24 protein-coding genes are annotated in these 23,564 nt (G+C 62.7%); 10 read left to right on the forward strand and 14 right to left on the reverse strand.

What is annotated here, in order from left to right; genetic code table 11:
* Window positions 1-4: 4 nt before the first annotated feature.
* Window positions 5-1,594, reverse strand: a complete 1,590-nt coding sequence (gene ctaD / locus ACNFG0_RS11125) for a cytochrome c oxidase subunit I (protein ID WP_196145155.1) — start codon at window positions 1,592-1,594, stop codon at window positions 5-7.
* A 43-nt stretch (window positions 1,595-1,637) separates the two neighbouring features.
* Window positions 1,638-2,765, reverse strand: a complete 1,128-nt coding sequence (gene coxB, locus ACNFG0_RS11130) for a cytochrome c oxidase subunit II (protein WP_196145156.1) — start codon at window positions 2,763-2,765, stop codon at window positions 1,638-1,640.
* Window positions 2,766-3,141: 376 nt separating this feature from the next.
* Between coxB and ACNFG0_RS11135 the strand changes: the two genes are divergently transcribed.
* The 4 genes from ACNFG0_RS11135 (at window position 3,142) to ACNFG0_RS11150 (ending at window position 7,259) form a co-directional block, all read left to right on the forward strand.
* The gene (locus ACNFG0_RS11135) at window positions 3,142-3,783 is read left to right on the forward strand and encodes a hypothetical protein (RefSeq protein ID WP_196145157.1); all 642 of its coding nucleotides are present in this window, start codon (window positions 3,142-3,144) and stop codon (window positions 3,781-3,783) included.
* Between the two features lie 149 nt (window positions 3,784-3,932).
* Window positions 3,933-5,276, forward strand: coding sequence for a CHASE2 domain-containing protein (locus ACNFG0_RS11140; RefSeq protein ID WP_196154756.1), 1,344 nt, complete (start codon window positions 3,933-3,935; stop codon window positions 5,274-5,276).
* A gap of 34 nt (window positions 5,277-5,310) precedes the next feature.
* Window positions 5,311-5,670, forward strand: coding sequence for a hypothetical protein (locus tag ACNFG0_RS11145; protein ID WP_196154755.1), 360 nt, complete (start codon window positions 5,311-5,313; stop codon window positions 5,668-5,670).
* A complete protein-coding gene (locus ACNFG0_RS11150) occupies window positions 5,667-7,259 on the forward strand; it encodes a M48 family metalloprotease (RefSeq protein ID WP_416764825.1) in 1,593 nt (530 codons plus the stop codon). The genes ACNFG0_RS11145 and ACNFG0_RS11150 overlap by 4 nt, the downstream gene beginning before the upstream one ends.
* Window positions 7,260-7,307: 48 nt before the next feature.
* Here ACNFG0_RS11150 and ACNFG0_RS11155 read toward each other — a convergent pair whose 3' ends face one another.
* From ACNFG0_RS11155 to prlC, 6 genes are all read right to left on the reverse strand, one after another.
* Entirely contained in the window at window positions 7,308-8,837 is a 1,530-nt protein-coding gene (locus tag ACNFG0_RS11155; protein WP_416764826.1) for a SulP family inorganic anion transporter, read from the reverse strand.
* Between the two features lie 185 nt (window positions 8,838-9,022).
* Window positions 9,023-9,742 (reverse strand): carbonic anhydrase, encoded by a 720-nt coding sequence (locus ACNFG0_RS11160; RefSeq protein ID WP_196145159.1) that lies wholly within the window; start codon window positions 9,740-9,742, stop codon window positions 9,023-9,025.
* Window positions 9,743-10,051: 309 nt separating this feature from the next.
* Window positions 10,052-11,110, reverse strand: coding sequence for a PA0069 family radical SAM protein (locus ACNFG0_RS11165; protein ID WP_416764827.1), 1,059 nt, complete (start codon window positions 11,108-11,110; stop codon window positions 10,052-10,054).
* 80 nt (window positions 11,111-11,190) lie between these two features.
* Window positions 11,191-13,206 carry a M3 family metallopeptidase gene (locus ACNFG0_RS11170; RefSeq protein WP_416764829.1) on the reverse strand — a complete coding sequence of 672 codons (2,016 nt, stop codon included), beginning with the start codon at window positions 13,204-13,206 and terminating at the stop codon, window positions 11,191-11,193.
* A 127-nt stretch (window positions 13,207-13,333) separates the two neighbouring features.
* Window positions 13,334-13,615 carry a YheV family putative zinc ribbon protein gene (locus tag ACNFG0_RS11175; protein ID WP_196145162.1) on the reverse strand — a complete coding sequence of 94 codons (282 nt, stop codon included), beginning with the start codon at window positions 13,613-13,615 and terminating at the stop codon, window positions 13,334-13,336.
* A complete protein-coding gene (gene prlC / locus ACNFG0_RS11180; protein WP_196145163.1) occupies window positions 13,612-15,663 on the reverse strand; it encodes an oligopeptidase A in 2,052 nt (683 codons plus the stop codon). The genes ACNFG0_RS11175 and prlC overlap by 4 nt, the downstream gene beginning before the upstream one ends.
* Window positions 15,664-15,766: 103 nt before the next feature.
* On the opposite strand from prlC, the gene ACNFG0_RS11185 reads away from it, so the two are divergent.
* Together ACNFG0_RS11185 and ACNFG0_RS11190 are read left to right on the forward strand one after the other, a co-directional pair.
* Window positions 15,767-16,309, forward strand: coding sequence for a gamma carbonic anhydrase family protein (locus ACNFG0_RS11185; RefSeq protein WP_416764830.1), 543 nt, complete (start codon window positions 15,767-15,769; stop codon window positions 16,307-16,309).
* A gap of 149 nt (window positions 16,310-16,458) precedes the next feature.
* On the forward strand, window positions 16,459-17,109 hold the full coding sequence (locus tag ACNFG0_RS11190) for an HAD family hydrolase (protein ID WP_196145165.1): 651 nt from the start codon (window positions 16,459-16,461) through the stop codon (window positions 17,107-17,109).
* A gap of 247 nt (window positions 17,110-17,356) precedes the next feature.
* Here ACNFG0_RS11190 and ACNFG0_RS11195 read toward each other — a convergent pair whose 3' ends face one another.
* Window positions 17,357-18,448, reverse strand: coding sequence for an aminopeptidase (locus ACNFG0_RS11195; protein WP_196145166.1), 1,092 nt, complete (start codon window positions 18,446-18,448; stop codon window positions 17,357-17,359).
* A gap of 66 nt (window positions 18,449-18,514) precedes the next feature.
* Between ACNFG0_RS11195 and ACNFG0_RS11200 the strand changes: the two genes are divergently transcribed.
* Complete coding sequence (locus ACNFG0_RS11200; RefSeq protein WP_196145167.1) at window positions 18,515-18,928, forward strand: hypothetical protein; 414 nt, start codon at window positions 18,515-18,517, stop codon at window positions 18,926-18,928.
* Between the two features lie 77 nt (window positions 18,929-19,005).
* Window positions 19,006-19,419: a hypothetical protein gene (locus tag ACNFG0_RS11205; protein WP_416764832.1), complete on the forward strand. Its 414-nt coding sequence runs from the start codon at window positions 19,006-19,008 to the stop codon at window positions 19,417-19,419.
* Window positions 19,420-19,519: 100 nt separating this feature from the next.
* On the opposite strand, the gene ACNFG0_RS11210 is transcribed toward ACNFG0_RS11205, so the two are convergent.
* Together ACNFG0_RS11210 and ACNFG0_RS11215 are read right to left on the reverse strand one after the other, a co-directional pair.
* Window positions 19,520-19,753, reverse strand: a complete 234-nt coding sequence (locus ACNFG0_RS11210; protein ID WP_196154747.1) for a DUF1161 domain-containing protein — start codon at window positions 19,751-19,753, stop codon at window positions 19,520-19,522.
* A gap of 78 nt (window positions 19,754-19,831) precedes the next feature.
* Entirely contained in the window at window positions 19,832-20,257 is a 426-nt protein-coding gene (locus ACNFG0_RS11215) for an OsmC family protein (RefSeq protein WP_416764833.1), read from the reverse strand.
* A 151-nt stretch (window positions 20,258-20,408) separates the two neighbouring features.
* Between ACNFG0_RS11215 and ACNFG0_RS11220 the strand changes: the two genes are divergently transcribed.
* The gene (locus ACNFG0_RS11220; protein ID WP_416764835.1) at window positions 20,409-21,413 is read left to right on the forward strand and encodes an LLM class flavin-dependent oxidoreductase; all 1,005 of its coding nucleotides are present in this window, start codon (window positions 20,409-20,411) and stop codon (window positions 21,411-21,413) included.
* 121 nt (window positions 21,414-21,534) lie between these two features.
* Here the strand turns inward: ACNFG0_RS11220 and ACNFG0_RS11225 are convergent, their stop codons facing one another.
* Window positions 21,535-21,756 carry a DUF1161 domain-containing protein gene (locus tag ACNFG0_RS11225; RefSeq protein WP_196145172.1) on the reverse strand — a complete coding sequence of 74 codons (222 nt, stop codon included), beginning with the start codon at window positions 21,754-21,756 and terminating at the stop codon, window positions 21,535-21,537.
* A 106-nt stretch (window positions 21,757-21,862) separates the two neighbouring features.
* On the reverse strand, window positions 21,863-22,078 hold the full coding sequence (locus ACNFG0_RS11230) for a dodecin (protein WP_042121737.1): 216 nt from the start codon (window positions 22,076-22,078) through the stop codon (window positions 21,863-21,865).
* 153 nt (window positions 22,079-22,231) lie between these two features.
* Between ACNFG0_RS11230 and ACNFG0_RS11235 the strand changes: the two genes are divergently transcribed.
* Window positions 22,232-22,555, forward strand: a complete 324-nt coding sequence (locus ACNFG0_RS11235; protein WP_084855216.1) for a DUF883 family protein — start codon at window positions 22,232-22,234, stop codon at window positions 22,553-22,555.
* On the opposite strand, the gene ACNFG0_RS11240 is transcribed toward ACNFG0_RS11235, so the two are convergent.
* The gene (locus ACNFG0_RS11240; protein WP_196145173.1) at window positions 22,552-23,448 is read right to left on the reverse strand and encodes a LysR family transcriptional regulator; all 897 of its coding nucleotides are present in this window, start codon (window positions 23,446-23,448) and stop codon (window positions 22,552-22,554) included. The two genes, ACNFG0_RS11235 and ACNFG0_RS11240, sit on opposite strands and share 4 nt — an antisense overlap.
* Between the last annotated feature and the right edge of the window lie 116 nt (window positions 23,449-23,564).

Genomic DNA, 23,564 nt, shown 5'->3' on the forward strand with positions numbered 1-23,564 from the left:
GGCCCTATTTCACTTCCGGCGGAGTCTGGAAGGTGTGGTAAGGCGCCGGCGATGGCACCGACCATTCCAGCCCGTCGGCGCCATCCCAGGGCTTGGCCGGTGCCGGCGCGCCGCCACGGATGCACTTGATGACGATGAACAGGAAGAAGATCTGCGTAGCGCCGAACATGAAGGCACCGATCGACGACACCATGTTGAAGTCGGCGAACTGCAGGTTGTAGTCCGGTATGCGCCGCGGCATGCCGGCCAGCCCAACGAAGTGCATGGGGAAGAAAGCCAGGTTCATGCCGATGAACGACAGCCAGAAATGCAGCCTGGCCAGGGTTTCGTCGTACATGTGCCCGGTCCATTTCGGCAGCCAGTAGTAGGCCGAGGCGAAAATACCGAAGATCGCCCCCGGCACCAGCACATAGTGGAAGTGGGCGACCACGAAATAGGTGTCGTGGTACTGGAAGTCCGCCGGGGCGATGGCCAGCATCAGGCCGGAGAACCCACCGATGGTGAACAGGATGACGAAGGCGATGGCGAACAGCATTGGCGCTTCGAAGGTCAGCGCCCCCTGCCACATGGTGCTGACCCAGTTGAACACCTTCACCCCCGTGGGCACGGCGATCAGCATGGTGGCGTACATGAAGAACAGCTCGCCCACCACCGGGATGCCGACCACGAACATATGGTGGGCCCAGACGATGAACGACAGGAAGGCGATGGCGCCGGTGGCATAGACCATCGAGGTGTAGCCGAACAGTGGTTTGCGCGAAAACGCCGGGATGATCGAACTGACCGCACCGAACGCCGGCAGGATCATGATGTACACCTCGGGGTGGCCGAAGAACCAGAACACGTGCTGGAACAGCACCGGGTCACCGCCCCCGGCCGCACTGAAGAAGCTGGTGCCGAAATGGATGTCCATCAGCATCATGGTCACCACGCCGGCCAGCACTGGCATCACCGCGATCAGCAGGAACGCGGTGATCAGCCAGGTCCAGACGAACAGCGGCATCTTCATCAAGGTCATGCCGGGTGCGCGAAGGTTGAGCACGGTAGCGATCACGTTGATGGCGCCCATGATCGAGCTGATACCCATCAGGTGGATGGCGAATATAAAGAAGGTCACGCTGGCCGGTGCATACGTGGTCGACAGCGGCGCATAGAACGTCCAGCCGAAGTTCGGCCCGCCGCCGGGGCTGAACAAGGTCGAGACCAGCAACAGGAAGGCCGCCGGCAGCAGCCAGAAGCTGAAGTTGTTCATCCGTGGCAGGGCCATGTCCGGCGCGCCGATCATCAGCGGGATCATCCAGTTGGCCAGGCCGACGAAGGCCGGCATCACGGCGCCGAACACCATGATCAAACCGTGCATGGTGGTCATCTGGTTGAAGAACGCCGGTTCCACGATCTGCAGCCCAGGCTGGAACAGCTCGGCGCGGATCACCATGGCGAAGGAACCGCCAAGCAGGAACATGGTGAAGGCGAACCACAGGTACATCGTGCCGATGTCCTTGTGGTTGGTGGTCAGCACCCAGCGCATCAAGCCCTTGGCCGGGCCGTGAGCATGGTCATGGCCCTGGGCGTGGTCGTCGATCACTGCACTCATGTCCTGTCTCCTGCAATCCATTGATTGCCGCGAGTAACCCGGTTCATTGCGCTTCGGCCTGCTTGAGCGCCAGCACGTCCTTCGGCGTGACCATGTCACCCTTGTTGTTGCCCCAGGCGTTGCGCTCGTAGGTCACCACGGCGGCGATATCGACTTCCGACAGCTGCTTGCCGAACGCGGCCATGGCGGTGCCGGGCCGGCCATGGAACACCACGTTCAGGTGCTCTTCCTTGGGCCCGGTGGCGATCTTCGAGCCTTTGAGCGCCGGGAACATCGGCGGCAGGCCCTGGCCCTCGGCCTGGTGACAGGACACACAGGTGGTGTGGTAAACCTTGTCGCCCCGTTCGACCAACTCCTCGAGGGTCCACTCTTTGCTGGTCAGCTCCTTGAGCTTGGCCGCCTCGGCCTTGCGCTCGCCAAGCCAGGTGTCGTAGTCAGCCTTGGACTTGACCTCGACCACCACCGGCATGAAACCGTGGTCCTTGCCGCACAGCTCGGTGCACTGGCCGCGGTAGATGCCGGGCTTCTCGATGCGCGTCCAGGCCTCGTTGACGAAGCCGGGGATGGCGTCGCGCTTGACCGCGAAGGCCGGCACCCACCAGGAGTGGATGACATCGGCGGCGGTCACCAGGAAGCGCACCTTGGCGCCGACCGGCAGTACCAGCGGCTGGTCCACTTCGAGCAGGTAGTGCTCATCCTTGGGCGCCTTGTTGTGGATCTGCTCGGCGGGGGTGGCCAGGTTGCTGAAAAACTCCACGTCCTGCCCCAGGTACTTGTAGTGCCACTTCCACTGGTAGCCGGTGACCTGGATATCGATGTCCGACTCGCTGGCATCGTAGATGTCGATCAGGGTCTTGGTGGCCGGGATGGCCATGGCCACGAGGATCAGGAAGGGGACAACCGTCCAGAGGATTTCCACCCAGGTGTGCTCGTGGAAATGCGCAGGTTCCTGGCCCGTGGAGCGGCGGTGGATGACCATCGACCAGAACATCGCGCCGAACACCACGATGCCGATGACCACGCAGATCCAGAAGATGGTCATGTGCAGGTCGAACACGGCGTTGGAGACTTCCGTCGCCCCCGGTGCCATGTTCACGGTCCAGGCGGCATGGGCCTGGCCAAACACCAACCACAACAGGAGGCCCATCCAGACATGTGGATGTCGCATCATTGCGGGTTCCCCTTATCGTTCTTGTTGTCCCGGAGGCGTGGACGACCTTACGGCTAAGGAGGGGTGGGTGGCCAAGACTGCCTGGCTTCGACGACCGAGCCCCTGCAAACGGCAGTCGGGCCTCATCAACGAATCACGTTCACCGGGAGTATAGACAGCGACCAACGGCACGCAACGGCAGCCATGAAATCAACTTCATCGATTCACGCAATCGTTTGAAAGCCTTGCAGTTACTGGGATGGAGCAAAATGATGGCACATTGATATAACCACAGCGACACACGTGTCTCGGGGTTATAACAAATGCGTCTTAGGCATTCTCACAACCGAGCTAATTTAGTGTCTTCCGTTTGTAACGCCTTGTCCCTGGAGTTGTCATGAACATCGCTGCTGTGCGCGAGCAGATCACCCACGCCCATCAACATGAGGGCCAGACCGGCCAACTGAAACAGCGTCTGGAACAACAACTGCCGCATCTGCATCCTTCGATCCATCTGCCCGAGCAGGATGCCCAGGGTACCTTGGCGCGCTTCGTCAGCGCCTACATCGACCAGGTTCCGGAACTGCTGGAAGCCGCCCATGAGGTGGCCCGCGAGGCTGGCATCGAGTCGCAGATCAGGCCGGTACTGAAGATCGCCGAAGCCTATTTCCTGCAACCGCCCAGCGTCATGCAAGGCCATGTCGGCCTGGACTGCCTGCTGGACGAAGCCTACCTGGCCCATCGCCTGGTCGAAGAGGTCAATGATCTGTACATCCGCCATTTCCAGCAGCCATTGATCCCAGTAGACACCACTGTGGCCAACCTGATCGCCCACCAACTGATCGGCGAAACCTTCGCCAACCAGCTCGATGAAGTGGTGCATCATTCGGTGGACCAGATGCTCGACGACGAGAGCTTCGCCGTGGAGTCGGTCGAAGCCTACCGAGAGAAACTCTGCAGCCCAGAGACCGGCGCCGCCTGGAAGCGCTGGCCATGCCTGTCGCGCCAGCTGGGTGTGGAACTGGGCCAGCCGGCTTGAAATGACGTCTACAGGTCACAGGCCGAGCATTGGCCTGTAGCCCCTGAATCCTCGGCCCAGGGACAGGGCCGTCACAGCCAGACTGATGGCACTTTCGCATCATTGAAAGGTGATGGCAAAATGACGCCATTCAACTGTCTGAGACATGGATGCTCACGTTATCGCCCTTGGTCCTGCGCCAATTGCTGTTTGGCTTCGCAGTCGTCCTCATCGCCTTACTCGATCCCTTCGGCCTGGCCAGCGCCACGGATGATGCGTCTTCCCGTTGGTTGAACCGGCTGTTGGCCAGCTGGTACGCAGAAAAAGGCCAGCAACAGGTAGTCGTCATTCTGATCGACGACGCTTATCTGCAGCGCAACCAGACCTATTGGCCACTGCCTTACAGCGAGCAAAGCAAATTGTTCAAACGCTTGCTCGCCTACAAGCCTGGCGCGGTTTTTATCGACCTGCTGTACAGCCATGACCATTCCCGGAAGCCCCCCGACCAGGCGCCGCGGATGGAAAGCCAATTGCTGGCCAATGTCTTGGAACGCTATCGACGTCAAGGCATTCCTCTTTTTCTGGCCAATACCGGTTTGTCCGCAGACACCCAAGGCGCAGTCAATGCCTTGCCACAGTTTGCAGAGGTCAGCGAACCCGCCTTGGTGAGCTGGAGCGGCCATGGAAACCAATATCCCCTGGCTGTGCCCACCGCGGTCGGCGTCTTGGAGACACCGGCCCTGCAGCTTTACCGCGAATATTGCCGCCACCATGCCTGCGCACCGTTGCCGGCCGATGCCATTGCCGCGGCACGCTTGCCCGACATGACGGTGCAGTGGGGGCTGAAGCAGTCGCCGTCGCAGGCAAAGGTTTCGGATATCAGTGAATGTTCCTTCCCTGGCCTGGCCGACCAGTTGTTGCACGCGGTGTTCTGGAAGCTTGGCAACCAAGCTCAGGCGAACTGCGCCTATAGCTTGACTTTGTCGGCCAGCGATCTTGAAGCCACGGACGCCGACGATCAAGCGCTGCTCAAGCAACTACTGGCCGGCAAGTTGGTGCTGGTAGGTGCCCGTATTGCCGGGACCGGCGACGTCACGCTCTCACCGCTGCATGGGAAAATAGCCGGCGTGTATGTCCATGCGATGGCATTGGACAACCTGATCAATTGGGGCATGGGCTATTACCGATCGACGCAGAGCCTGGCCGAACTGGGTATACCCGGCACTGGCTCAGTGGACGTGCTGGATGTAGGCGAGTTGTTGTTGCTGGCGCTCATCGCCGGCCTCAAGGGTCGACTGGAAAGCCCGGTATTGAGCCTCTCGCAAACCGCAAACCGACGCCGCCTGTTGCTTCAACCGCTCGCAGCCTGGGGTGTGGTGCTCACGCTTGTGCTGGGCCTGAGTGCGGCACTTTGGCGATGGAATTTCACACCCGCCAACGTGCTCGGGCTGCTGCTGCTTTCCCTTACGTTGTTCAAAGCCAGGGTTCAGGCTCTGCTGGAGGACAAGGCGTGAGCAAATCTGGATTAGATACTCAAGGAGATCAGAGATGAATAAGGCTTCCCTTTTCCTGATGTCGGCGCTGTTCAGCCAGAGCCTTCTGGCATCCCCGATCGTGGATGCATTTCTTGCCGACCCGGTTACCGTCCTGGATGACCAGGGTAGGTTGCAGCGCGAGGTAGCACGCAACGGCCTCCCGCAAACACTGCCGGTGTTGCAGTACAACAAGGAACTGGACTTGGTGCAGGTCGAATTGGCGGGGCAGAAGGTCTGGCTGGACACGATGGATGTACGCGTTTCCCCGCCACTGAATGTAGTCAAGCTGCCGTGCCAGAAACTTTCCAGCAGCCAGGCGGACGATCACCAGAACAACTCCACCATCGGTTTCGGCTCGGGGTGCAGCAAGTGAGCGGATCAGTCGCCAATGGCGCCAAGCGTGTCCTGTTATTGGCTGCGGCAGCCTTGCTCGGCGGTTGCCAGACATTCAACGGTGCCAGCGATGCGGTCTTGAACCTTGTAGGCCCGTCCACACAGTCACGTCTGCAGGGCCGCTATTTCGAACAGGCCGAGGTGCGACAGTACTACCGCCTGGACCCACAACACGCCAACCAGCTGCGCTTGAGTTTCGATGGCCGCACGATCCGGGCCGATGAGGTCAACCAGCAGAACCAGGTGCGCATTCCCAAGCTCGAGGCCTATCTGCAGGGCATCGTCACGCGCCTTGCCAAAGGCTGGCCAGGGGAAACACCGGCCCTTCGGGTACGTATCGTCGACAGCTATACCTTCGGCCCTTCGGCTGACCCCTACGGCAACATCTTCGTGCCACTGGGCATGCTCGACAATGTCGAAAGCGAGGACGAGATCGCGGCCATGCTGGGCCACGAAATGAGCCACGTGCTGTTGCGTCATCATGACCGCCTGGCCGCTTTCCAGCAGCAGAAGGAGCTAATGACCAACATCGCCACCACGGTGGTGATCGCCGCCGTTGCCAGGAATACGGGCGTAGACCGCAGCAGCGGTGGACTCAAGCTGATCAGCAAGGATCCGCTGGGCACCCAGAAGACCATCGGAAATACCGTTCTCTATACCGCCCTGGCCAACAGTTTCTCAGACAATGTCTGGAGCACCGCCTGGGGGCGCGCTCAGGAAGACCAGGCCGACTTGCTCGGCTCCGACCTGATGGTTCGCGCCGGCTATGCACCGCGTGCTTCAAGCGTGAGCCTACAACGCCTGAACGATTTTCAGGGCAAACAGAAGCCATTGCTGACCGGTTTCCTGAAGGAGCGCCAGAGCGCCATGCAGGACTCGCTCAGGCAGTTCGACCTCAACCGCTTCAGCCAAGAGTTGCAAACCCTGCTCAATCAAGGGCTTGGTACTACGATCGCCGCTACCAGCCAGTACCTCACTCGCTCGCACATGTCCCCCCTGCAGCGCGACGAAGAGCTGCGCCACTATTTAAGACGCGAATACCGTCAACAAGCGCGAGTACGTGTAGATCGACGTAGTTGGCCGCAGGTTCGCGACGAGCCATCAGTCCGCCTGGCGCTGCAAGGCTACAAGGACGCCTACGCGGCAACCACGGCGCTTGAGCAGAACAAGCAACGTGAGGCGAGTGCCTTCGTGGCCAGGGCACTGGCATCGCCCGTCGGCAACCAGCCAGGCATCCGCCGGGCGGCGTTCACCCTTCACCTGGCACAAGGCAACGGCCGTGCAGCGCTCGCGGACCTTGAATCGATTCAGGACTGGTCGCTTGCCGGCCCCTCGATCTATGACCTGATGATCGGCTACCACCTCAAACGTGGCGACCCACAGGCAGCACTGGCGATGATCGACAAGGCCGAGCGCAACCTGGGGTCGGAAGAGCTGTTCATCACCGAGAAGCTGCTGGCAAACCGGCAGCTCAAGGCCGACGACAGGGTGAAACAGGTCATGCAAAAGTGTCAGCAATATCCCAGTCGCAAGGAAAGCTGTCGCAAGCTGGTACCGCAGTCGGCTTGAATATGGATCTGGCGCCGATACTTTCGTTCACGGCGTCATCCTACCCATTCACGCCGACACGGCCGAGCGCAGGCGCCCTTCGACCCTGCGCTTGAGCCCGCGCTGCTCGATCAACAGCCGAGACCCCTTGGCCGCATTGCTGCGCCCCCAGTCTTCGAGCAGTTCCAGGCAGGAATGGTCGATGTAGCTGAGGTTGTTCAACGGCACGTGCAGCGTGGTACCCGCCGGTACGCTTTCGAGTACCTGGGTCAATGCCGGCACCTTGAGGAAGGTCGCGGCGCCACTGAGCCGTAGCTCCATGTGTCCAGGCTCTTGCAGCGTGGCCAGGTTGATCTTCAGCCGCGCCGCCTTGAGCGCCAGTTTCAGCAAAGTCAGGGCAAAGCCAAGCAGCACGCCGGTCAGCAGGTCGGTGAAGATGATCGCCAGCGCCGTGGCCGCATAGGTGAACATCGGCATGCGGCCGTACCGGCCCAGCCCACGGAACGCCTTGAAGTCCACCAGCTTGATACCGGTATACACCAGCACGCCGGCCAGGCTGGCCACAGGGATCTGTTGCAGCACGCTGCTGAGCGCCACCACGAATGCCAGCAACCACAAGCCATGGAAAATCGCCGACAAACGCGTCTGGGCACCCGCCTGGACGTTGGCCGAACTGCGTACGATCACCCCGGTCATCGGCAATGCGCCCAGCACACCGCAGAGCATGTTGCCCAGCCCCTGGGCCGACAGTTCACGGTCGAAGTCCGAGCGCTGGCCACTGTGCATACGATCCACCGCAGCCGCCGAGAGCAGGGTTTCGGCGCTGGCGATGAAGGCCAGGGCAAAGGCGGCGACCAGCAGGGTAGGGTCGGCCAACTTGAGCAGGTCGTCCGGACGCAGCCAGTCGATGGCTTCGGACAGGTCCGCCGGTACCTGCACACGATTCACCGGCAGCGCCAGCCACAGGCTGACGGCGGTCATCGCCGCCACACCCAGCAAGGCCCCGGGAATGAAGCGCAGGCGCTGCGGGCGCCAGCGCTCCCAGCCCCACATCAAGGCGATGGTCCCAAGCCCTAGGGCGCCGGCCTGCCAGCCATGGCCCGCGCGCTCCAGCGGCAGGGCCGCGGCCACCGTTGCCGGGAAGCCCAGCAGGTTCTGAACCCCTGATGGCTGGGGCGCGTTGTCGAACATCACATGCACCTGGGACAGCACGATCAACACGCCGATCCCGGCAAGCATTCCGTACACCACCGCAGGGGCCGTGACGCGGAACCAGCAGCCCAGGCGCAGCCGCCCGGCCAACAGCTGCAACAAACCCGCGAGCAACAGGATCGGGCCCAACATGGCCACACCATGCTGACGCACCAGCTCGAATACCAGTACCGCCAGGCCCGCTGCCGGGCCGCTGACCTGCAAGGGCGAACCGGCCAGGAAGCCGACCACGATGCCGCCGATGATGCCAGTGATCAGCCCCTTGGCCGGAGGCATGCCCGAAGCGATCGCAATGCCCATGCACAACGGCAAGGCCACCAAAAAGACCACTACCGACGCCAACAACTCACGCGGCAGGGCCGCTTTGATCTGTGTCTTGTTCACCATGAAGCTCCTTTCTCGATACGCGGCCAGTCCGCCAGCCGCAGGCACAGGGATCCCCGACACGCGCGCAGGCGCGGGCCGCCGGCGAGCCGGTAAGGCAGTCAGGGGAATTCAAGGCAGCCGACAACTGGCCACACCCTCAGCAGGTGCGGCCGGCCGGCAAAAAGTTACTGCGAGGCGTGGGCCGCTTAGTAGCGGCCTCTCGGTGTAGCGCAGGGGATCGGCTGATCGGCGGTCAGCGGCAAGAAACTGTCGCTGGCAGCGTCATAGGCTTCGATCTGGCTGGTCTCGATGTCGTAGACCCAACCATGGATGAACAGCTGGCCGGCGGCCAGGCGCGAGGCGACCGAGGGGTGGGTGCGCAGGTGGTGTAACTGCGCAATGACGTTTTCCTTGGTCAGTACCTGCATGCTCTCGTGCTCGCTGCCGCAGGAGCAATTGTCCTCGACCACGGTACGGGCGACTTCGGCGTGGCGCAGCCAGGCCTTGACCGTGGGCATCTTCTCCAGCGAGTTGGGGTTGAGTACCGCTCGCATGGCACCGCAATCGGAATGGCCGCATACGATGATGTGATGCACGCCGAGGGCCAGCACGGCGTACTCGATGGCCGTGGAGACGCCGCCGTTCATCTGCCCGTAGGGCGGTACAACGTTACCTACGTTACGGGTCACGAACAGGTCGCCGGGTGAGCTTTGGGTGATCAGTTCGGGAACGATGCGCGAGTCGGCGCAGGTGATGAACATGGCGCGCGGCGTCTGCGCAGTGGCGAGCTTCTTGAACAGCTCCTGCTGCTCGGGGAAGACGTCATGGTGAAACCGCAGGAAGCCGTCGACGATATGCTTCAGGGCGGCATCGGCACTTTCGGCGGGGGCAGCCGGGACGACCTTGGATGGGTCCTTGACGGGCATGATTCATCCTCTTGACGGTGTGTAGGGTAAGTTCCAGTTTACCGGGTAAAGATTCTGGTTATGCAGGGCGTTAGATGCCGGGCACGGGCCATTCATCACAATCTCTTGTGGGCTCACGCTACCGTGGAAAACTTAACTCAAACTGAATTTGGAGGCTCTAGAACGGGCGTTCCAGCTCCGAAAGGCGGGAAATCGATAATAGCAAAAAAGCATCAGCCGCCAATAGCCTGGAAGAAAAATATTGGATGCCATGAGCCAGGCTAGGGATGGCTTTTTAACCTATTGCGGCTGCACAACGCCCCAGGCCGTTCAAAACAACGCCATCTGCCCACCCGGCGGGCAGAATGCGGTGCAGTCCAGCGGCTGTGCCTCCCGCCCTTGGAACCCCAACCGGCGCATGGCCTTGGCGAACCGCTGCGCCAGGAGCTCGGCGAAGATCCCTTCGCCGCGCATCCTCGAACCAAAGCGACTGTCGTACAGCTCGCCACCTCGACTCTGACGGATCAGGCTGAGCACATGGGCAGCCCGTTGCGGGTAGTGATCGTGCAGCCATTGCTCGAACAGCGGCGCAACCTCCAGCGGCAGACGCAGCATCATATAGGCCGCGCTCTGCGCACCGGCTTCCTTGGCTGCTTCCAGCAAGTGCTCCAGCTCGCTGTCGTTGATCATCGGGATCATTGGCGAGCACAACACGCCCACCGGCACGCCTGCCTCACGCAACACCCGAATGGCCCGCAACCGCGCCTTGGGCGACGCGGCCCGCGGCTCCAGGGTGCGCTTGAGATCGTCATCCAGCGTGGTCAGGCTGATCATCACCCGGGCCAGCCGCTGGCTGGCCAGCTCGGCGAGCAAATCCAGGTCGCGCAGCACCAGCGAGCCTTTGGTGACGATGGTCACCGGGTGGCGATAGCGCAGCAACACGTCCAGCAGGCGCCGGGTCAGGCGTTGTTCCCGTTCGATGGGCTGGTAGGGGTCGGTGTTCGAGCCCAGGTTGATCGGCGCACAGATATAGCCCGGCTTGCTCAATTGCTGCTCGAGCACCTCTGCCGCGTTGGTCTTGGCGATCAGCTTGGTCTCGAAGTCCAGCCCAGGGGAAAGATCCCAATAGGCATGGCTGGGGCGGGCGTAGCAGTATATGCAGCCATGCTCGCAGCCCCGGTAGGGATTGATGGAGCGGTCGAAGGGCAGGTCGGGCGACGTATTGCGGGTGATGATACTCTTGGCCGTTTCGACCCGCACCTCGGTGCCCTGGGTCTGCGGCACTTCCTGGTACCAGCCATCGTCTTCCGCCACGCTGTGGGCCGGGGAAAAACGATTGTGCGGGTTATGGGCCGTGCCTCGGCCCTTTTGCGGTGCTGGAGAAAACATCGCGCACTCCTCACTGTATATATATACAGTAATCCTGTACGGAGGTTCATTCCAGCACCTTTGGTCAGCCGACAACCGGGTCAGGCGATGCCAAGCCAGCGCAAGCACGGCCCGATGCTTGTCTTGCGACCGAGGAAGGCTTCAATACCTTCCGATACTTGCCGCGAGGCACCCGGATCGAACAGTGCCTCCTGGAAGCGCCGGCCGACCTCACGATCGAGCAGGCCGTGCCGCTCGAAACGGGTAAACAGATCGGCGGCGTTCACCTCTGCCCAAATGTAGGCGTAGTACCCGGCTTCATAGCCTTGAACGATGTGGTTGAAGCCATGCGCAGGTTTCTCGAAATCCGCCAACGGCCAGCACCCGCAACGTTCGCGGCACTCCACCAGGCGCTGCTCCACAGGTTTGCCATCCAGCGGGGTCGAGTGCAATTCGAGGTCGAACAGCGCCAGGCTCAAATCATCGGCAAATGTCTTGAGCGCATTGGACCGCCGCACGGCCAATTCAGCCTCGATCTCGTCCTTCGTCGGCTTTTGCCCAGTCGCAGCGTGGACACCGATCCCGGCCAGGTACTCGGCATCCCATACCCAGCGCTCGAGCAGCTTGCCATAGAGCTCCACACCATCGGTGCCGTTTCGGCGCGGGTCCGACAACAGATGATTGGTCGTGCGCACCGACAGCAGGTGTAGGCCATGCCCAAACTCATGGAACAATTTTCTCAAGGCCAAATGGTCGAGCAGTGCCGGCCCTCCCTCCGCGCCGGGGGGGACTTCGCTGTATACGATGGCCATGGCGGGATGGTAGCGACCTTCGGCATCCACCCGCCTGTTGCGGACATAATCCGTGACCGGAACGTTGAATGTCTTGTTCGGATACAGAAGCAGATCCAGGTATAGGTAACCGACGAATGCATGGTCCTGGTGCACTTCGAACGTCATGACGCTGGGATGCCAGCGAGGCAACGAAGCTGTGGTCACGGTCAGGCCGAACAGTCGCTGTGCCAGGTCGATCAAGGCCACGACGACGTGGTCCAAGGCGAAGAATTCCCGAAAATCGGTGGTGGGGGTCGCAAGTCTGCGCGATAGCAGATAATCGATGTCCCATGGCTGCACCTCATCCAGCCCTCGCGCCTTGCCCTGCGCCTCGATTTCGCGCCGAGCCTGCAGCATCGCAGGGCGAACCCGGTCCGCCAGTTCGAGCAGCAACAGGCGTACCTGCTCTACCGAGCGTGCATCCTTGGCTTCGATGGCTAGCTGCGAAAAGCTGCCGAACCCCAGTAAACGGGCGTACTGGTGGCGCAAATCTGCCAATTTCCCGAGGATCGTACCATTGTCCTGCTCTGGGTCCTCATGGACACCGCGCTGGTGATAGGCCCGGTAGGCCTGCTCGCGGAGGCTGCGATCCTCGGCAAATTCAAGCACCGCCTTGCAAGGGCCGTCCTCGCACGCTATCAGCCAGTCGCCTTGGGCCAATGCCTGAGCACCGGCGCGCTCGGCCATTTCTGCACGCACTGGCTTCGGCAGCCCGAGCAAACGCTGTTCGTCGTCGATCCAGATACCCGACTGCCCTACGCTTGTATCGACGTTGAGGAAGAATTCGAATGCCAGCGCGCCGATCTGTTTTTCCAGCGCGTCGAGGCGGTCGCGCTGATCGTCGTCCAACAACACGCCGGCCAGCCTGGACTCCTTGAGTATGCGCTGCAAGGTGGCGTGTTCATGGGCATCCAGGCTGGCCCCGACGGCACTGTCGGCCAGACGCTCATACAAGGTATACAGAGGCCTGCTTCGCACCTTTTTCCGGAACAGCTTATCGATGCGGTCGCGCCCCTGCCAGATCGCGTCCGCCCATTCATCGCCCCGGTATGCCAGCGGCGTGGAGGCATAGGTCACAGCCTGCATGTCGGCGTCCAGGGCTTCGACCGCAAGCACCAGATCGTCCCATGTGGGCAGCTGTCGTTGATTCTCGATGATCCTTTCCATGCCCACTTCATGCTCCGTGGCGCGCTGCTCGAAGGCAGCAGGCACGTGTTCGAGCAGCACGGCGTCATAGTCGACCGGCGTGAGACTGTCGTTAAGTAAGGGGTTTTTCTCTTGCATGGCATGACTCCCTGCCCGTGTTGATCACAACACGAGCATGGAGCGACGAAGACGATGCGAGGGGAGGCATATCTACCGCCCGCAGTAGAAGAGGCACGCCACGGGCGATCCACGTGGCGCGACGGCCTTATTCAGCCGGTTTCTTCAGCTTCGGATTGGGGAAGAACTGCACCGTCTGTACCTGGACCGGCGCCGCCTTGGGCGCCGCCTGGTTGACCCGCGTGCCCAACTCCTTGGGTACCGAGAGGCCCTGTTCGTTCAGGGTGTCGGTGAAGCCACAGGCCACGCATTCACGGTGCGGTACGCCGTCCTCGCTCCACATCATCAGCTTGTCGGGTTCGCTGCACGCCGGGCAGACAGCCCCGGCGATGAAGCGCTTCTTGGTCTTGGTCACAGGTGCCTCGCTCATGCCGCCGCGTCCTCGGTCAGGCCACTATGGCGCAGCAAGGCGTCGATGGAAGGCTCACGACCGCGGAAGTCGACGAACAGCACCATCGGCTCTCGGGAGCCGCCACGGGCCAGGATCGCCTCGCGGAAAGCGCGGCCGGTCTCGGCATTGAGCACGCCTTCTTCCTCGAAGCGCGAGAAGGCATCGGCCGAGAGCACTTCAGCCCACTTGTAGCTGTAGTAGCCCGCCGCATAACCGCCCGCGAAGATATGGGCGAAGCTGTTGGGGAAGCGGTTGTAGGCCGGCGGGCGCATCACCGACACCTCGTCGCGCACCCCTTCGAGCACCTGCAGCACGCTGCGGCCATCGCCGTGGTTGGCGTGCAGCTCGAAGTCGAACAGCGAGAACTCCAGCTGGCGCACCATCATCATGCCGGACTGGAAGTTCTTGGCTGCCAGCATCTTGTCCAGCAGGTCTTGGGGCAGGGGCTCGCCGGTCTCGTAGTGGCCGGAAATCAGCGCCAGGCCTTCAGGTTCCCAGCACCAGTTCTCCATGAACTGGCTCGGCAGCTCCACCGCATCCCAGGCCACGCCGTTGATGCCGGAAACGCCAGCATGCTCGATGCGGGTCAGCAGGTGGTGCAAGCCATGGCCGAACTCGTGGAACAGCGTGGTGACTTCGTCGTGGGTCAGCAGCGCAGGCTTGCCGGGCGCGGCCGGGGTGAAGTTGCACACCAGGTTCGCCACCGGGCTCTGCAGTGCACCGGCCGCCGTGCGACGGCGGTCGCGAGCGCCATCCATCCAGGCGCCGCCGCGCTTGTTGGCGCGGGCGTACAAGTCGAAGAAGAAGCGGCCCACATGCTGGCCGTTTTCCTTGATCTCGAACAGGCGCACGTCTGGGTGCCAGGCGTCGAAGCCCTTGAGCTCGGTAATTTCGATGCCGTACAGGCGCTGGACGATAGAGAACAGGCCCGACAGCACCTTGTCGATCGGGAAGTAGGCGCGCAGGGCCTCTTGCGACACGCTGTAGCGCTGCTCGCGCAGTTTCTCGCCGTAGTAGCCGGCGTCCCAGCTGGACAGCTCCGGGCAACCTTGCTCGGCCGCATAGGCCTTGAGCTGTTCCAGGTCCTGGGCAGCGAACGGCTTGCTGCGCTTGGCCAGGTCACGCAGGAAGCTCAGCACCTGGTCGCTGGACTCGGCCATCTTGGTGGCCAGGCTCAACTCGGCGTAATGCTTGTAGCCCAGCAACTCGGCCAGCTCCTGGCGCAGGTCGAGAATCTCGCTCATCACCGGGCCGTTGTCGAACTGGCCGGCATTTGGGCCTTGGTCCGAGGCGCGGGTGCAGTAGGCGGCGTAGAGCTCTTCACGCAGGGCGCGATCGGTGGCGTAGGTCATCACCGCGTAGTAGCTGGGGAATTCCAGGGTGATCAGCCAGCCGTCCAGGCCTTTGGCCTGGGCCGCGGCGGCCATCTGCGCCTTGGCCGAGTCGGTCAGGCCGTCGAGCTGCGCCTCGTCGCTGACATGCTTGGTCCAGGCCTGGGTAGCGTCGAGCAACTGGTTGGAGAAACGGCTGCCCAATTCGCTCAGGCGGCTTTGCACTTCGGCGTAGCGCTGTTGCTTCTCGGCCGGCAGGTCGATACCGGACAGGCGGAAGTCTCGCAGGGCATGGTCGATGATGGTTTTCTGGGCAGCGTCGAAGCCAGCGGCTTCCGGGCTATTGGCCAGGGCCTGGTAGGCTTCGAACAGCTCGCGGTTCTGCCCCAGCTCGGTGGAGTAGGCGCTCAGGGCCGGCAGGCACGACTCGTACGCTTCGCGCAGCTCCTTGCTGTTGCACACCGCATTGAGGTGGCTGACCGGGCTCCAGGCAGCGCCCAGGCGGTCGTTGAGTTCATCCATGGCCAGCACCAGGCCGGCCCAGGTCGGGTTCTTGCCTTGCTGTTCGAGGATCTTTGCAATGGCTTTGCGGTTGTCGGCCAGGATCTGCTCGATCGCCGGCAGCACATGTTCGGCACGGATCGCCGAGAAGGGCGGCAGATCGTAGGACTGCAGAAGCGGGTTGTTCGCACTCACGGTTTAGATACCTTGGCAGGAGGAAACACGGGACCATCTTAATTACAATCGACGCCGACCGCAGCAGGCAGCCCGCCTATCGGCATTCAAGAGGGGCGCTATCATGGCCATTCGAAGCTTTCAGCAACACACTCCCAAGCTTGGACCACGGGTTTTCGTCGACCGTTCGGCAGTGGTGCTGGGTGACGTCGAGATCGGCGAGGACAGCTCGGTCTGGCCGCTGACCGTGGTGCGCGGCGACATGCACCGTATTCGCATCGGGGCACGCACCAGTGTGCAGGATGGTAGCGTGCTGCATATCACCCACGCCGGGCCGTTCAATCCAGAGGGCTTCCCGTTGCTGATCGGCGATGACGTGACCATCGGTCACAAAGTCATGTTGCACGGCTGTACACTGGGCAGCCGCATTCTGGTGGGCATGGGCAGCACCCTCATGGATGGCGCGGTGGTCGAGGACGACGTGATCATCGGCGCCGGCAGCCTGGTACCGCCTGGCAAGCGCCTGGAAAGCGGCTACCTGTACGTAGGCAGCCCGGTGAAGCAGGCACGCCCGCTGACCGACAAGGAGCGTGCGTTTTTCCCCTACAGCGCCGCCAACTACGTCAAGCTCAAGGACCAGCACCTGGCCGAAGGCTACGACCGATAGCCCACCACGCACCGGTAGGAGCGGGCTTGTCCCGCGATGAAGCCGGGCCCGATATCACCGTCGCCCTTGTGGGGGCAAGCCCGCCCCCACAAGGGATCAACGCTAGCCGCTGCCACACAGTGAAACGGCTCATAGATACCGAGAACACCATGCACCAGCAGAACATCCTCTTCGACCTCGACGGCACCCTGACCGACCCGCGCCTGGGCATCACCCGCTCGATCCAGTACGCCCTGGCCAAGCTGGGTATCGACGAGCCGGACCTGGCCCGCCTCGAGCACTTCATTGGCCCACCCTTGCTGCAGGCCTTCATGCAGTTCTACAACTTCGACGAGGCCAAGGCCTGGGATGCGGTGAACTTCTACCGCGAGCGCTTCAGCGTCACCGGCCTGTACGAGAATCTGGTATTCGACGGCGTACCGGAGCTGCTCGAGGCCCTGAACGGCCAAGGCCGTACGCTGTACATCGCCACCTCCAAACCCTGGGAGTTCGCGCGCGAGATCGCCCGGCACTTCGCCTTCGATCACCACTTCAAGGTGATCTATGGCAGCGAACTGGATGGCACCCGTACCAACAAGGTCGAGCTGATTCGCCATTTGCTGGACGAGGAAGGCCTGGACCCGGCGCAGACCCTGATGATCGGTGATCGCAAGCATGACCTGATCGGCGCGCACAGCAACGGTTTGCAGGCAGTGGCGGTGGGGTATGGCTTTGGCAGTCACGAAGAGCTGTCGGCCGAAGCGCCAGCGTTCCATTTCCAGACGCTGGCGCAGATGCATCAGGCATTCGCCAGCCGGTGATTGCGTGGGGCTGCGCTGTCGCACAAAGAACAAGCGGCTAGCGCAGCCTCCCTCTGTGGAAGCGGCGGTGCGGCGGTCCGACTTGTCCCGCGATCAAGGGCGAAGCCCTTGCCAGGCGACGGTGATATCGGGCCCGGCCCAATCGCGGGACAAGCCCGCTCCCACAAAGACCTGCAAAATCAAATAGTTATGCGTTGTTCTGTGAGAGCGGGCTTGCCCCGCGATTTGGGCCGCAAAGCGGCCCCCTTCACCCCCGCCCGGCCAACCTCGCCAACTCAGCCTTGCGCGCCGAAGCCGGCAACCGTCCCAACGCTTCGACCCGCCCGTAGAACGCGCCCCAATCGCCATTCACGTCCTCGAACAACGCCGCAAACCCAGGCACCCATTGGTCATACAACCCGAACGGCAGCAGCTTGGCGTTGTTCATAGGCCCATACACCCACGCATCGTAACGCCCATCACCCTTCCAAGGCCCGTCACGCAACTGCCGATACGCGCGCCGCAAGCGCTCGAATTCCGCCTGCTTGGCGGCGCGCTTGCCAGCCTCGTTCAACGGCCCGACATAAATCGCCTGCAGGCGCGAACGGCTGTCCAGTACCAGCCGAACGAACTGCTCGCGCTGCCGCGCCGCGTCATCCCGAATCGCTGGAAGCCCGCGCGCCACGCGCCATTGCCGCGATCCTTCCTGTTCCACGAAGGTGGCGAACGACTCATTGAACTCGGTGTCGTCCTTCACATAGACACGCTGGTGCGCCAGCTCGTGGAAAATCACCGCGGCCAAGCGTTCATCGCCCCAGGCAACCATCGAGGAAAGGATCGGGTCGTCGAACCAGCCCAGGGTCGAATAGGCCTCCACGCCCCCGACATACACGTCCATCCCTTCCTGGCGCATCAACGCCGCTGCGCCACGGGCAGCGCCTTGCTGGTAATAGCCGCGGTAGGCCACGCAACCGGCAATCGGAAAGCAATGGGTGACCGGCTGCAATGAGAGTTCAGGGGTGGCGAAGACATTCCACACCACGTACGGCCGCCCCAGGTCGGCATAGACCCGATAGCTGCGGTTGTCCGGCAGCTTCAACCGCTCGCTGGCGAATTGCCGGGCCTGCTCGGCATGGGCCAGGCGCTGGCGCAACGATGCGCTGGTGGAAGGGTCGCCCAGCACCTGCGCAACGGGCTGACGCGCCCGCAACAGCTGCCATTGCCCCTCGGCCAGTTGCCCGTAGTAGCCGACGCTGGAACAACCGCTCAGCAGGAAGACCGCCAGTACGGGAACCAAACGCCTGAAAACGCGGTCGAGAGGCCCATGGCTTGAGCGCTGTAAAAGAAAAAGTCGAAACATCAGGGCTGTCTATCTCGCTCACGGCCAGTGCGGTCCAAGACTATCTCGCCTAGGGGGAGTTTCGCCATGCGTTCACTGATTGCCGTCGGCACGCTCGTGCTGTTGTCCGGTTGCTCCACGCTGCCCGACCCGGACCCCAACCAGGCCTGGGTCGATCTGGCGCCCTTCGACAACACCTCGCTGCATGCCGTGCAGGTGGACGAACGCGACTGGGCCGACAAGCGCTATTTCGAAGTCCAGCCCGGCAACCACGAGCTCACCGTGCGCTACCAGTTCGCCGTGGCGCCGAGCAATATCGGCCCGGTGGACGAACCGCTGTGGCGTGACTGCCAGCTCAACCTGACGTTCAAGGATTTCAGTGCCGGCCAGCGCTACCAGTTGCAGGCCGGCAGCATCGGTTTCCGCCCATGGGTCAAGCTCTACGACCAGCAGCAGAAGCTAGTGGGGCAGGGGATGCCAGCGGGTTGCCAACGCACCTGAAACACCACAGTTTCACGACAGCACGGGCCTGTCGGCGCTATGCTTATAGCCTGTAAACCGCGAGCGGGAGTTTCGCCATGCGCCAGCCCATGATGCTGATTGCCCTCAGTGCACTGGGGGCTTGCGCCAGCCCCTTGCCGCCCGTCGATCCCAAGCAGGCCTGGGTCGACCTCTACACCATCACCCCTGGCAGGACCATCATGGCCGATCGCCTGGATGGCCAGCGGCTGGAGGATGGCCGCTACTTCCAGGTCACGCCGGGCCGCCACGAGTTGGTGGTGCGCTTCGACTATGAAGTGTATTCGGGCGGCTTCAGCACCGCCCCCACCGAACGCACCTGCTACCTCACCGTGCGCTACGACGGCTTCAAGGCCGGCGAACGTTACCGCCTGGAAGCACGCGCGCCAGTGATGCAGCCACAGGTGCTGTTGTTCGATGCCAGTCGCAAGGTGGTAGTGGACGAACCGAGCAAGGTGTTCTGCGTTCCGTAACCCCAGCCTCGCGGCACAATGCCGCGCCTACAGGCTGCGCCGTACCTGTAGGAGCGGCCTCGTGCCGCGATGGACTGCGCAACAGCCTTATGCCTGGAGGCTAGCGGTCGTTCTTCTGATAGATGATCTTCTTGGTACCACCATCACAGCTGCCGACGATCATGTTCTGATCGCGGACCTCGCTGTTGGGCACGATTTCCAGGGTATAGGACGTCACGCCCGCGGCCTGGATCTTCGCTTCGATCTCGGCCTTGAGTTCCTCGCAGGGCTTGGGCGCAGCCGATACAGCCGTGGCCAGCAGGGAAACCAGCACGGCGGTTGCAACGCGAATCATGGGACGGCTCCTGAAAAGGCAGTCGGGCTGCCAACGCTGATTAGACTACAGGAAACCGCCCCCGTTGCGCCGCCTGCCCTAGCCGAGCAGGGTGGCGTCCAAGGTGATCGTCGCGTTCAGCACCTTGGAGACCGGGCAACCGGCCTTGGCCTTGTTGGCGATTTCCTGGAACTGCGTATCGCTCGCCCCAGGCACCTTGGCCTTGAGGGTCAGGTGCACGGCCGTGATGGCGAAGCCGTCCGGCTGCTTGTCCAGGCTGACTTCGGCAATGGTGTCGATGCGCTCGGGGGGCAGGCCCGCCTCGCCAAGCATCATCGACAGCGCCATGGAAAAACAGCCGGCATGGGCCGCGCCGATCAGCTCTTCCGGGTTGGTGCCTGGCGAGCCTTCGAAACGGGTGTTGAAGCCGTAGGGGTTCTGCTTGAGGGCACCGCTTTCCGTGGAGATCGATCCCTTGCCATCCTTCAACCCGCCTTGCCAGATCGCCGATGCTGTCTTTTTCATGTTGCCTCCTGTCTCAGGGTGGGTACCTATGGGTTCTGAGGTTCAGGCTTACAGCAAGTTCAGCTGAATCTGACGCCTAGCATTGAAACCCCGGAAAGTGCCCATACAGAGAACCCAAGGCCCCAGGGCCAACCTTTCTGCGGAGGCACCCATGACGCACCTGCGTGACCTGAAGATATCCACCCTCGACCTGGTACCGGTACGCGCCGATGGCGGCCCTGCCCAGGCCCTGCGCAACTCCCTGGACCTGGCCCAACACGCCGAGCGGTTCGGCTACAACCGTTTCTGGGTGGCCGAACACCACAATATGGACGGCATCGCCAGCTCGGCCACGGCCGTGCTGATCGGTTACCTGGCAGGTGGCACCTCGCGCATCCGCATCGGCTCCGGCGGCGTGATGCTGCCCAACCATGCGCCCCTGGTGATCGCCGAGCAGTTCGGCACACTGGCGAGCCTCTACCCCGGGCGCATCGACCTGGGCCTGGGCCGTGCACCGGGCTCTGACCAGATGACGGCCCGCGCCTTGCGTCGCGAGCGCTCCGGCAGTGCCGACGACTTCCCGGACGACGTTGAAGAGCTGTCCCGCTACCTGGGCCCGCGCACGCCGGACCAGAAGGTCATCGCCGTGCCGGGCCACGACACCGATGTGCCGCTCTGGCTGCTCGGCTCCAGCCTGTTCAGCGCCCAACTGGCGGGCATGCGCGGGTTGCCCTATGCCTTCGCCTCGCATTTCGCCCCGCGCTACATGCATGAAGCGATCCGCATCTACCGCGATCACTTCAAGCCTTCCACGGTACTGGACAAGCCCTACGTGATGCTCGGCGTGCCCATGGTTGTGGCCGAAACCGACGAAAAAGCCGAATACCTGGCGACGTCCGTCTACCAGCGCATCCTGGCGCTGATTCGTGGCCAGAGCCTGATGCAGCGCCCCCCGGTGCCAAGCATGGACGGCCTGTGGCTACCCCACGAACGCGATGCGGTGGGCAGCTTCCTGGGCTTGGCGATGATCGGCAGCCCGCAGAAGGTGCGGGCCAAGGTCGAAGTGCTGCTGGAGCAGACCGGGGCCGATGAACTGATCTTTACCTGCGACTTGTACGAGCATGCGGACCGGGTGCGGTCGTATGAGCTGTTGGCGCAGGCCTTGAAACACGGGTAGACGACGGCTGCGCCGTCAATCGCGGGCAAGCCCGCTCCCACAGGGAGCGCGGGAACCGCCTCATCAGGTTTGTCCTTGAGGAAGCGGGCTTGCGCCACGATTGGGCTCCAGGCGTCACCGATCACTCGCGACGGTAGACGATCTCCTTGGTCCCGCCCTCGCAGCTGCCGATCACCTTGCCGCCTCCGGCCCCCTTGTCGACGATTTCCAGCACATAGCCGGTAACGCCTTTGGCCTGGAGCTTGGCATCGATCTCGGCCTTGAGCTCTTCGCACGGCTTGCCCGCCGCCAGCGCGCTGCCCGCCAGCGCCATCAGGCCCATCGCCCACAGCAGTTTCTTCATCGATCGCTTTCCTTGTTCAGATCAAAAAAGTACAGGGCGCCAATCCAGGACTGGCACCCACAAACCTTTACTCCATCTCGCCGGGCCAGGCCAGCCCGACCTTGTTTCAACTGTTGGCGATACGGAAACCGACCTTCAGCGTGACTTGGAAGTGCGCTGCCTTGTTGTCGCGGATATGCCCACGGGTATCGACCACCTCGAACCATTCCAGGTGCTTGATGCTCTTGCCGGCTTCGGCCAGGGCATTGTTGATCGCGTCCTCGATGCTGGTGGGCGAGGACCCGACCAGCTCGATCTTCTTGTAGGTGTGGTGATCGGACATGAGCGCTCTCCTTGGTTGGCGTGTGAGATTGAGCCTAGCAGTGCAGGCCCGGTTTACCTGCGAACCATCGCCCGGGGGCAAAGTTCGATCGCACTTTCGCTTCGCTGCACAGTCGCACCCCTTACAGCCCAACCACCGCGAAGGAGAGTCATCATGGCCTACAACTCGCTGCGTAAAGCGTCGCTGGAAAGCATGGAAGCGGAGATCGAAAGCCTGCTCAAAACCCTCGAACACCTCAAGCACGATGCCTCGGAAGAGTCGCAGAAATCCATGAAGGCGATCCGCAGCAACGCCGAGAATGCGCTCAAGCATTCGCGCACGCTGCTCGGCGATGCCTACGAGGAAGTGAAGACCCGCACCCGCCAGACCGGCATCGCCACCCGCGACTATGCCCAGGAACACCCCTGGACCACCGCCGGCGTGGCCATCGGCGCCCTCGGCCTGCTGGCCGCCTGGTTGATGTGCAAACGCAACTAAGCCGTTTGCAGTTCCAGTTCGTTGCGCAGCCACTGCGCCAACTGCTCGGCGCGCCCGTCCGCGGCGCGCCGGGGCACCCATAAGGCCAACGCCGCGCGGGTCGGTGAGAAGCCCCAGGGCGCGCTCAGGCGCCCGGCGCGCAGGTCGTCCGCCACCAGCGGCTGCGGTGCGATGGCCACGCCCAGGCCAGCCACCGCCGCCTCCAGCAAGTAATACAGATGTTCGAACGCCTGGCCGAAGGTCAACGCCGACGGCTCCAGCCCCTGCTGCGCGGCCCAGGTGGGCCAGGCTTGCGGGCGCGAGGTGGTATGCAGCAAGGCCTCGTCGAGCAGGGCCTTGGCCGGCGCCTCACGCAGCCGCTCGAACCCAGGAAAGTGCGGGCTCAACACCGGGCCGATGCGCTCCTCGACCAGCACATGCACCTGCATGTCCGCAGGCCACGGCGGCTCGGCGTACACCAGCAATGCATCCAGCCCCGGACGACGCGGGTCCAGGTCGCCTTCGCCAGCCGACAGGTGCAAGCGCAGCGCCGGCAAATCCGCCTTCAATCGCCCTAGCCGAGGGATGAACCAGCGCGCCAGCAGGCTGCCAGAGCAGCCCAGGACGAATGGTGCCTCGCTGACGTCGCGGCTGAGCTCGGCGCACACGCTGCGCAGGCGGTCGAACGCATCGGTGCTGGCCTCGCGCAGGCGTACGCCGGCATCTGTGAGTTTGATGCCGCGTCCATCCTTGATGAACAAGGCCACGCCAAGGTGCTCCTCGAGCACCTTCAACTGCCGGCTGACGGCCCCATGGGTAACGTGCAACTGTTCGGCCGCCTGGCTGACGCTGTTGAGCCGGGCGGTGGCCTCGAAGGCGCGCAAAGCGTTGAGGGGAGGCAGGTCGTGGGCCATATGACTTGTGAGATTTTCTGACAGGTTGTCGCAATCTTATCGGTTTTCAGCCGGACGCGCGCTGGTTAGAGTAGGCCCATCGATCGGCGTAAGCCTATCGCGGGGCAAGCCCGCTC

It is taken from the genome of Pseudomonas sp. NY15372 (assembly GCF_048068215.1).
Classification (GTDB): domain Bacteria; phylum Pseudomonadota; class Gammaproteobacteria; order Pseudomonadales; family Pseudomonadaceae; genus Aquipseudomonas; species Aquipseudomonas guariconensis_A.

Coding starts and splice junctions, on each gene's coding strand:
- ACNFG0_RS11170 (WP_416764829.1), bottom strand. CDS start 13,206: ATGCAAGAGAAAAACCCCTTACTTAACGACAGTCTCACGCCGGTCGAC.
- ACNFG0_RS11195 (WP_196145166.1), bottom strand. CDS start 18,448: ATGTTTCGACTTTTTCTTTTACAGCGCTCAAGCCATGGGCCTCTCGAC.
- ACNFG0_RS11210 (WP_196154747.1), bottom strand. CDS start 19,753: ATGATTCGCGTTGCAACCGCCGTGCTGGTTTCCCTGCTGGCCACGGCT.
- ACNFG0_RS11145 (WP_196154755.1), top strand. CDS start 5,311: ATGAATAAGGCTTCCCTTTTCCTGATGTCGGCGCTGTTCAGCCAGAGC.
- ACNFG0_RS11205 (WP_416764832.1), top strand. CDS start 19,006: ATGCGCCAGCCCATGATGCTGATTGCCCTCAGTGCACTGGGGGCTTGC.
- ctaD (WP_196145155.1), bottom strand. CDS start 1,594: ATGAGTGCAGTGATCGACGACCACGCCCAGGGCCATGACCATGCTCAC.
- ACNFG0_RS11135 (WP_196145157.1), top strand. CDS start 3,142: ATGAACATCGCTGCTGTGCGCGAGCAGATCACCCACGCCCATCAACAT.
- ACNFG0_RS11225 (WP_196145172.1), bottom strand. CDS start 21,756: ATGAAGAAACTGCTGTGGGCGATGGGCCTGATGGCGCTGGCGGGCAGC.
- ACNFG0_RS11160 (WP_196145159.1), bottom strand. CDS start 9,742: ATGCCCGTCAAGGACCCATCCAAGGTCGTCCCGGCTGCCCCCGCCGAA.
- ACNFG0_RS11230 (WP_042121737.1), bottom strand. CDS start 22,078: ATGTCCGATCACCACACCTACAAGAAGATCGAGCTGGTCGGGTCCTCG.
- ACNFG0_RS11190 (WP_196145165.1), top strand. CDS start 16,459: ATGCACCAGCAGAACATCCTCTTCGACCTCGACGGCACCCTGACCGAC.
- ACNFG0_RS11220 (WP_416764835.1), top strand. CDS start 20,409: ATGACGCACCTGCGTGACCTGAAGATATCCACCCTCGACCTGGTACCG.
- ACNFG0_RS11155 (WP_416764826.1), bottom strand. CDS start 8,837: ATGGTGAACAAGACACAGATCAAAGCGGCCCTGCCGCGTGAGTTGTTG.
- ACNFG0_RS11200 (WP_196145167.1), top strand. CDS start 18,515: ATGCGTTCACTGATTGCCGTCGGCACGCTCGTGCTGTTGTCCGGTTGC.
- ACNFG0_RS11185 (WP_416764830.1), top strand. CDS start 15,767: ATGGCCATTCGAAGCTTTCAGCAACACACTCCCAAGCTTGGACCACGG.
- ACNFG0_RS11140 (WP_196154756.1), top strand. CDS start 3,933: ATGCTCACGTTATCGCCCTTGGTCCTGCGCCAATTGCTGTTTGGCTTC.
- ACNFG0_RS11165 (WP_416764827.1), bottom strand. CDS start 11,110: ATGTTTTCTCCAGCACCGCAAAAGGGCCGAGGCACGGCCCATAACCCG.
- ACNFG0_RS11215 (WP_416764833.1), bottom strand. CDS start 20,257: ATGAAAAAGACAGCATCGGCGATCTGGCAAGGCGGGTTGAAGGATGGC.
- ACNFG0_RS11240 (WP_196145173.1), bottom strand. CDS start 23,448: ATGGCCCACGACCTGCCTCCCCTCAACGCTTTGCGCGCCTTCGAGGCC.
- ACNFG0_RS11175 (WP_196145162.1), bottom strand. CDS start 13,615: ATGAGCGAGGCACCTGTGACCAAGACCAAGAAGCGCTTCATCGCCGGG.
- ACNFG0_RS11235 (WP_084855216.1), top strand. CDS start 22,232: ATGGCCTACAACTCGCTGCGTAAAGCGTCGCTGGAAAGCATGGAAGCG.
- coxB (WP_196145156.1), bottom strand. CDS start 2,765: ATGATGCGACATCCACATGTCTGGATGGGCCTCCTGTTGTGGTTGGTG.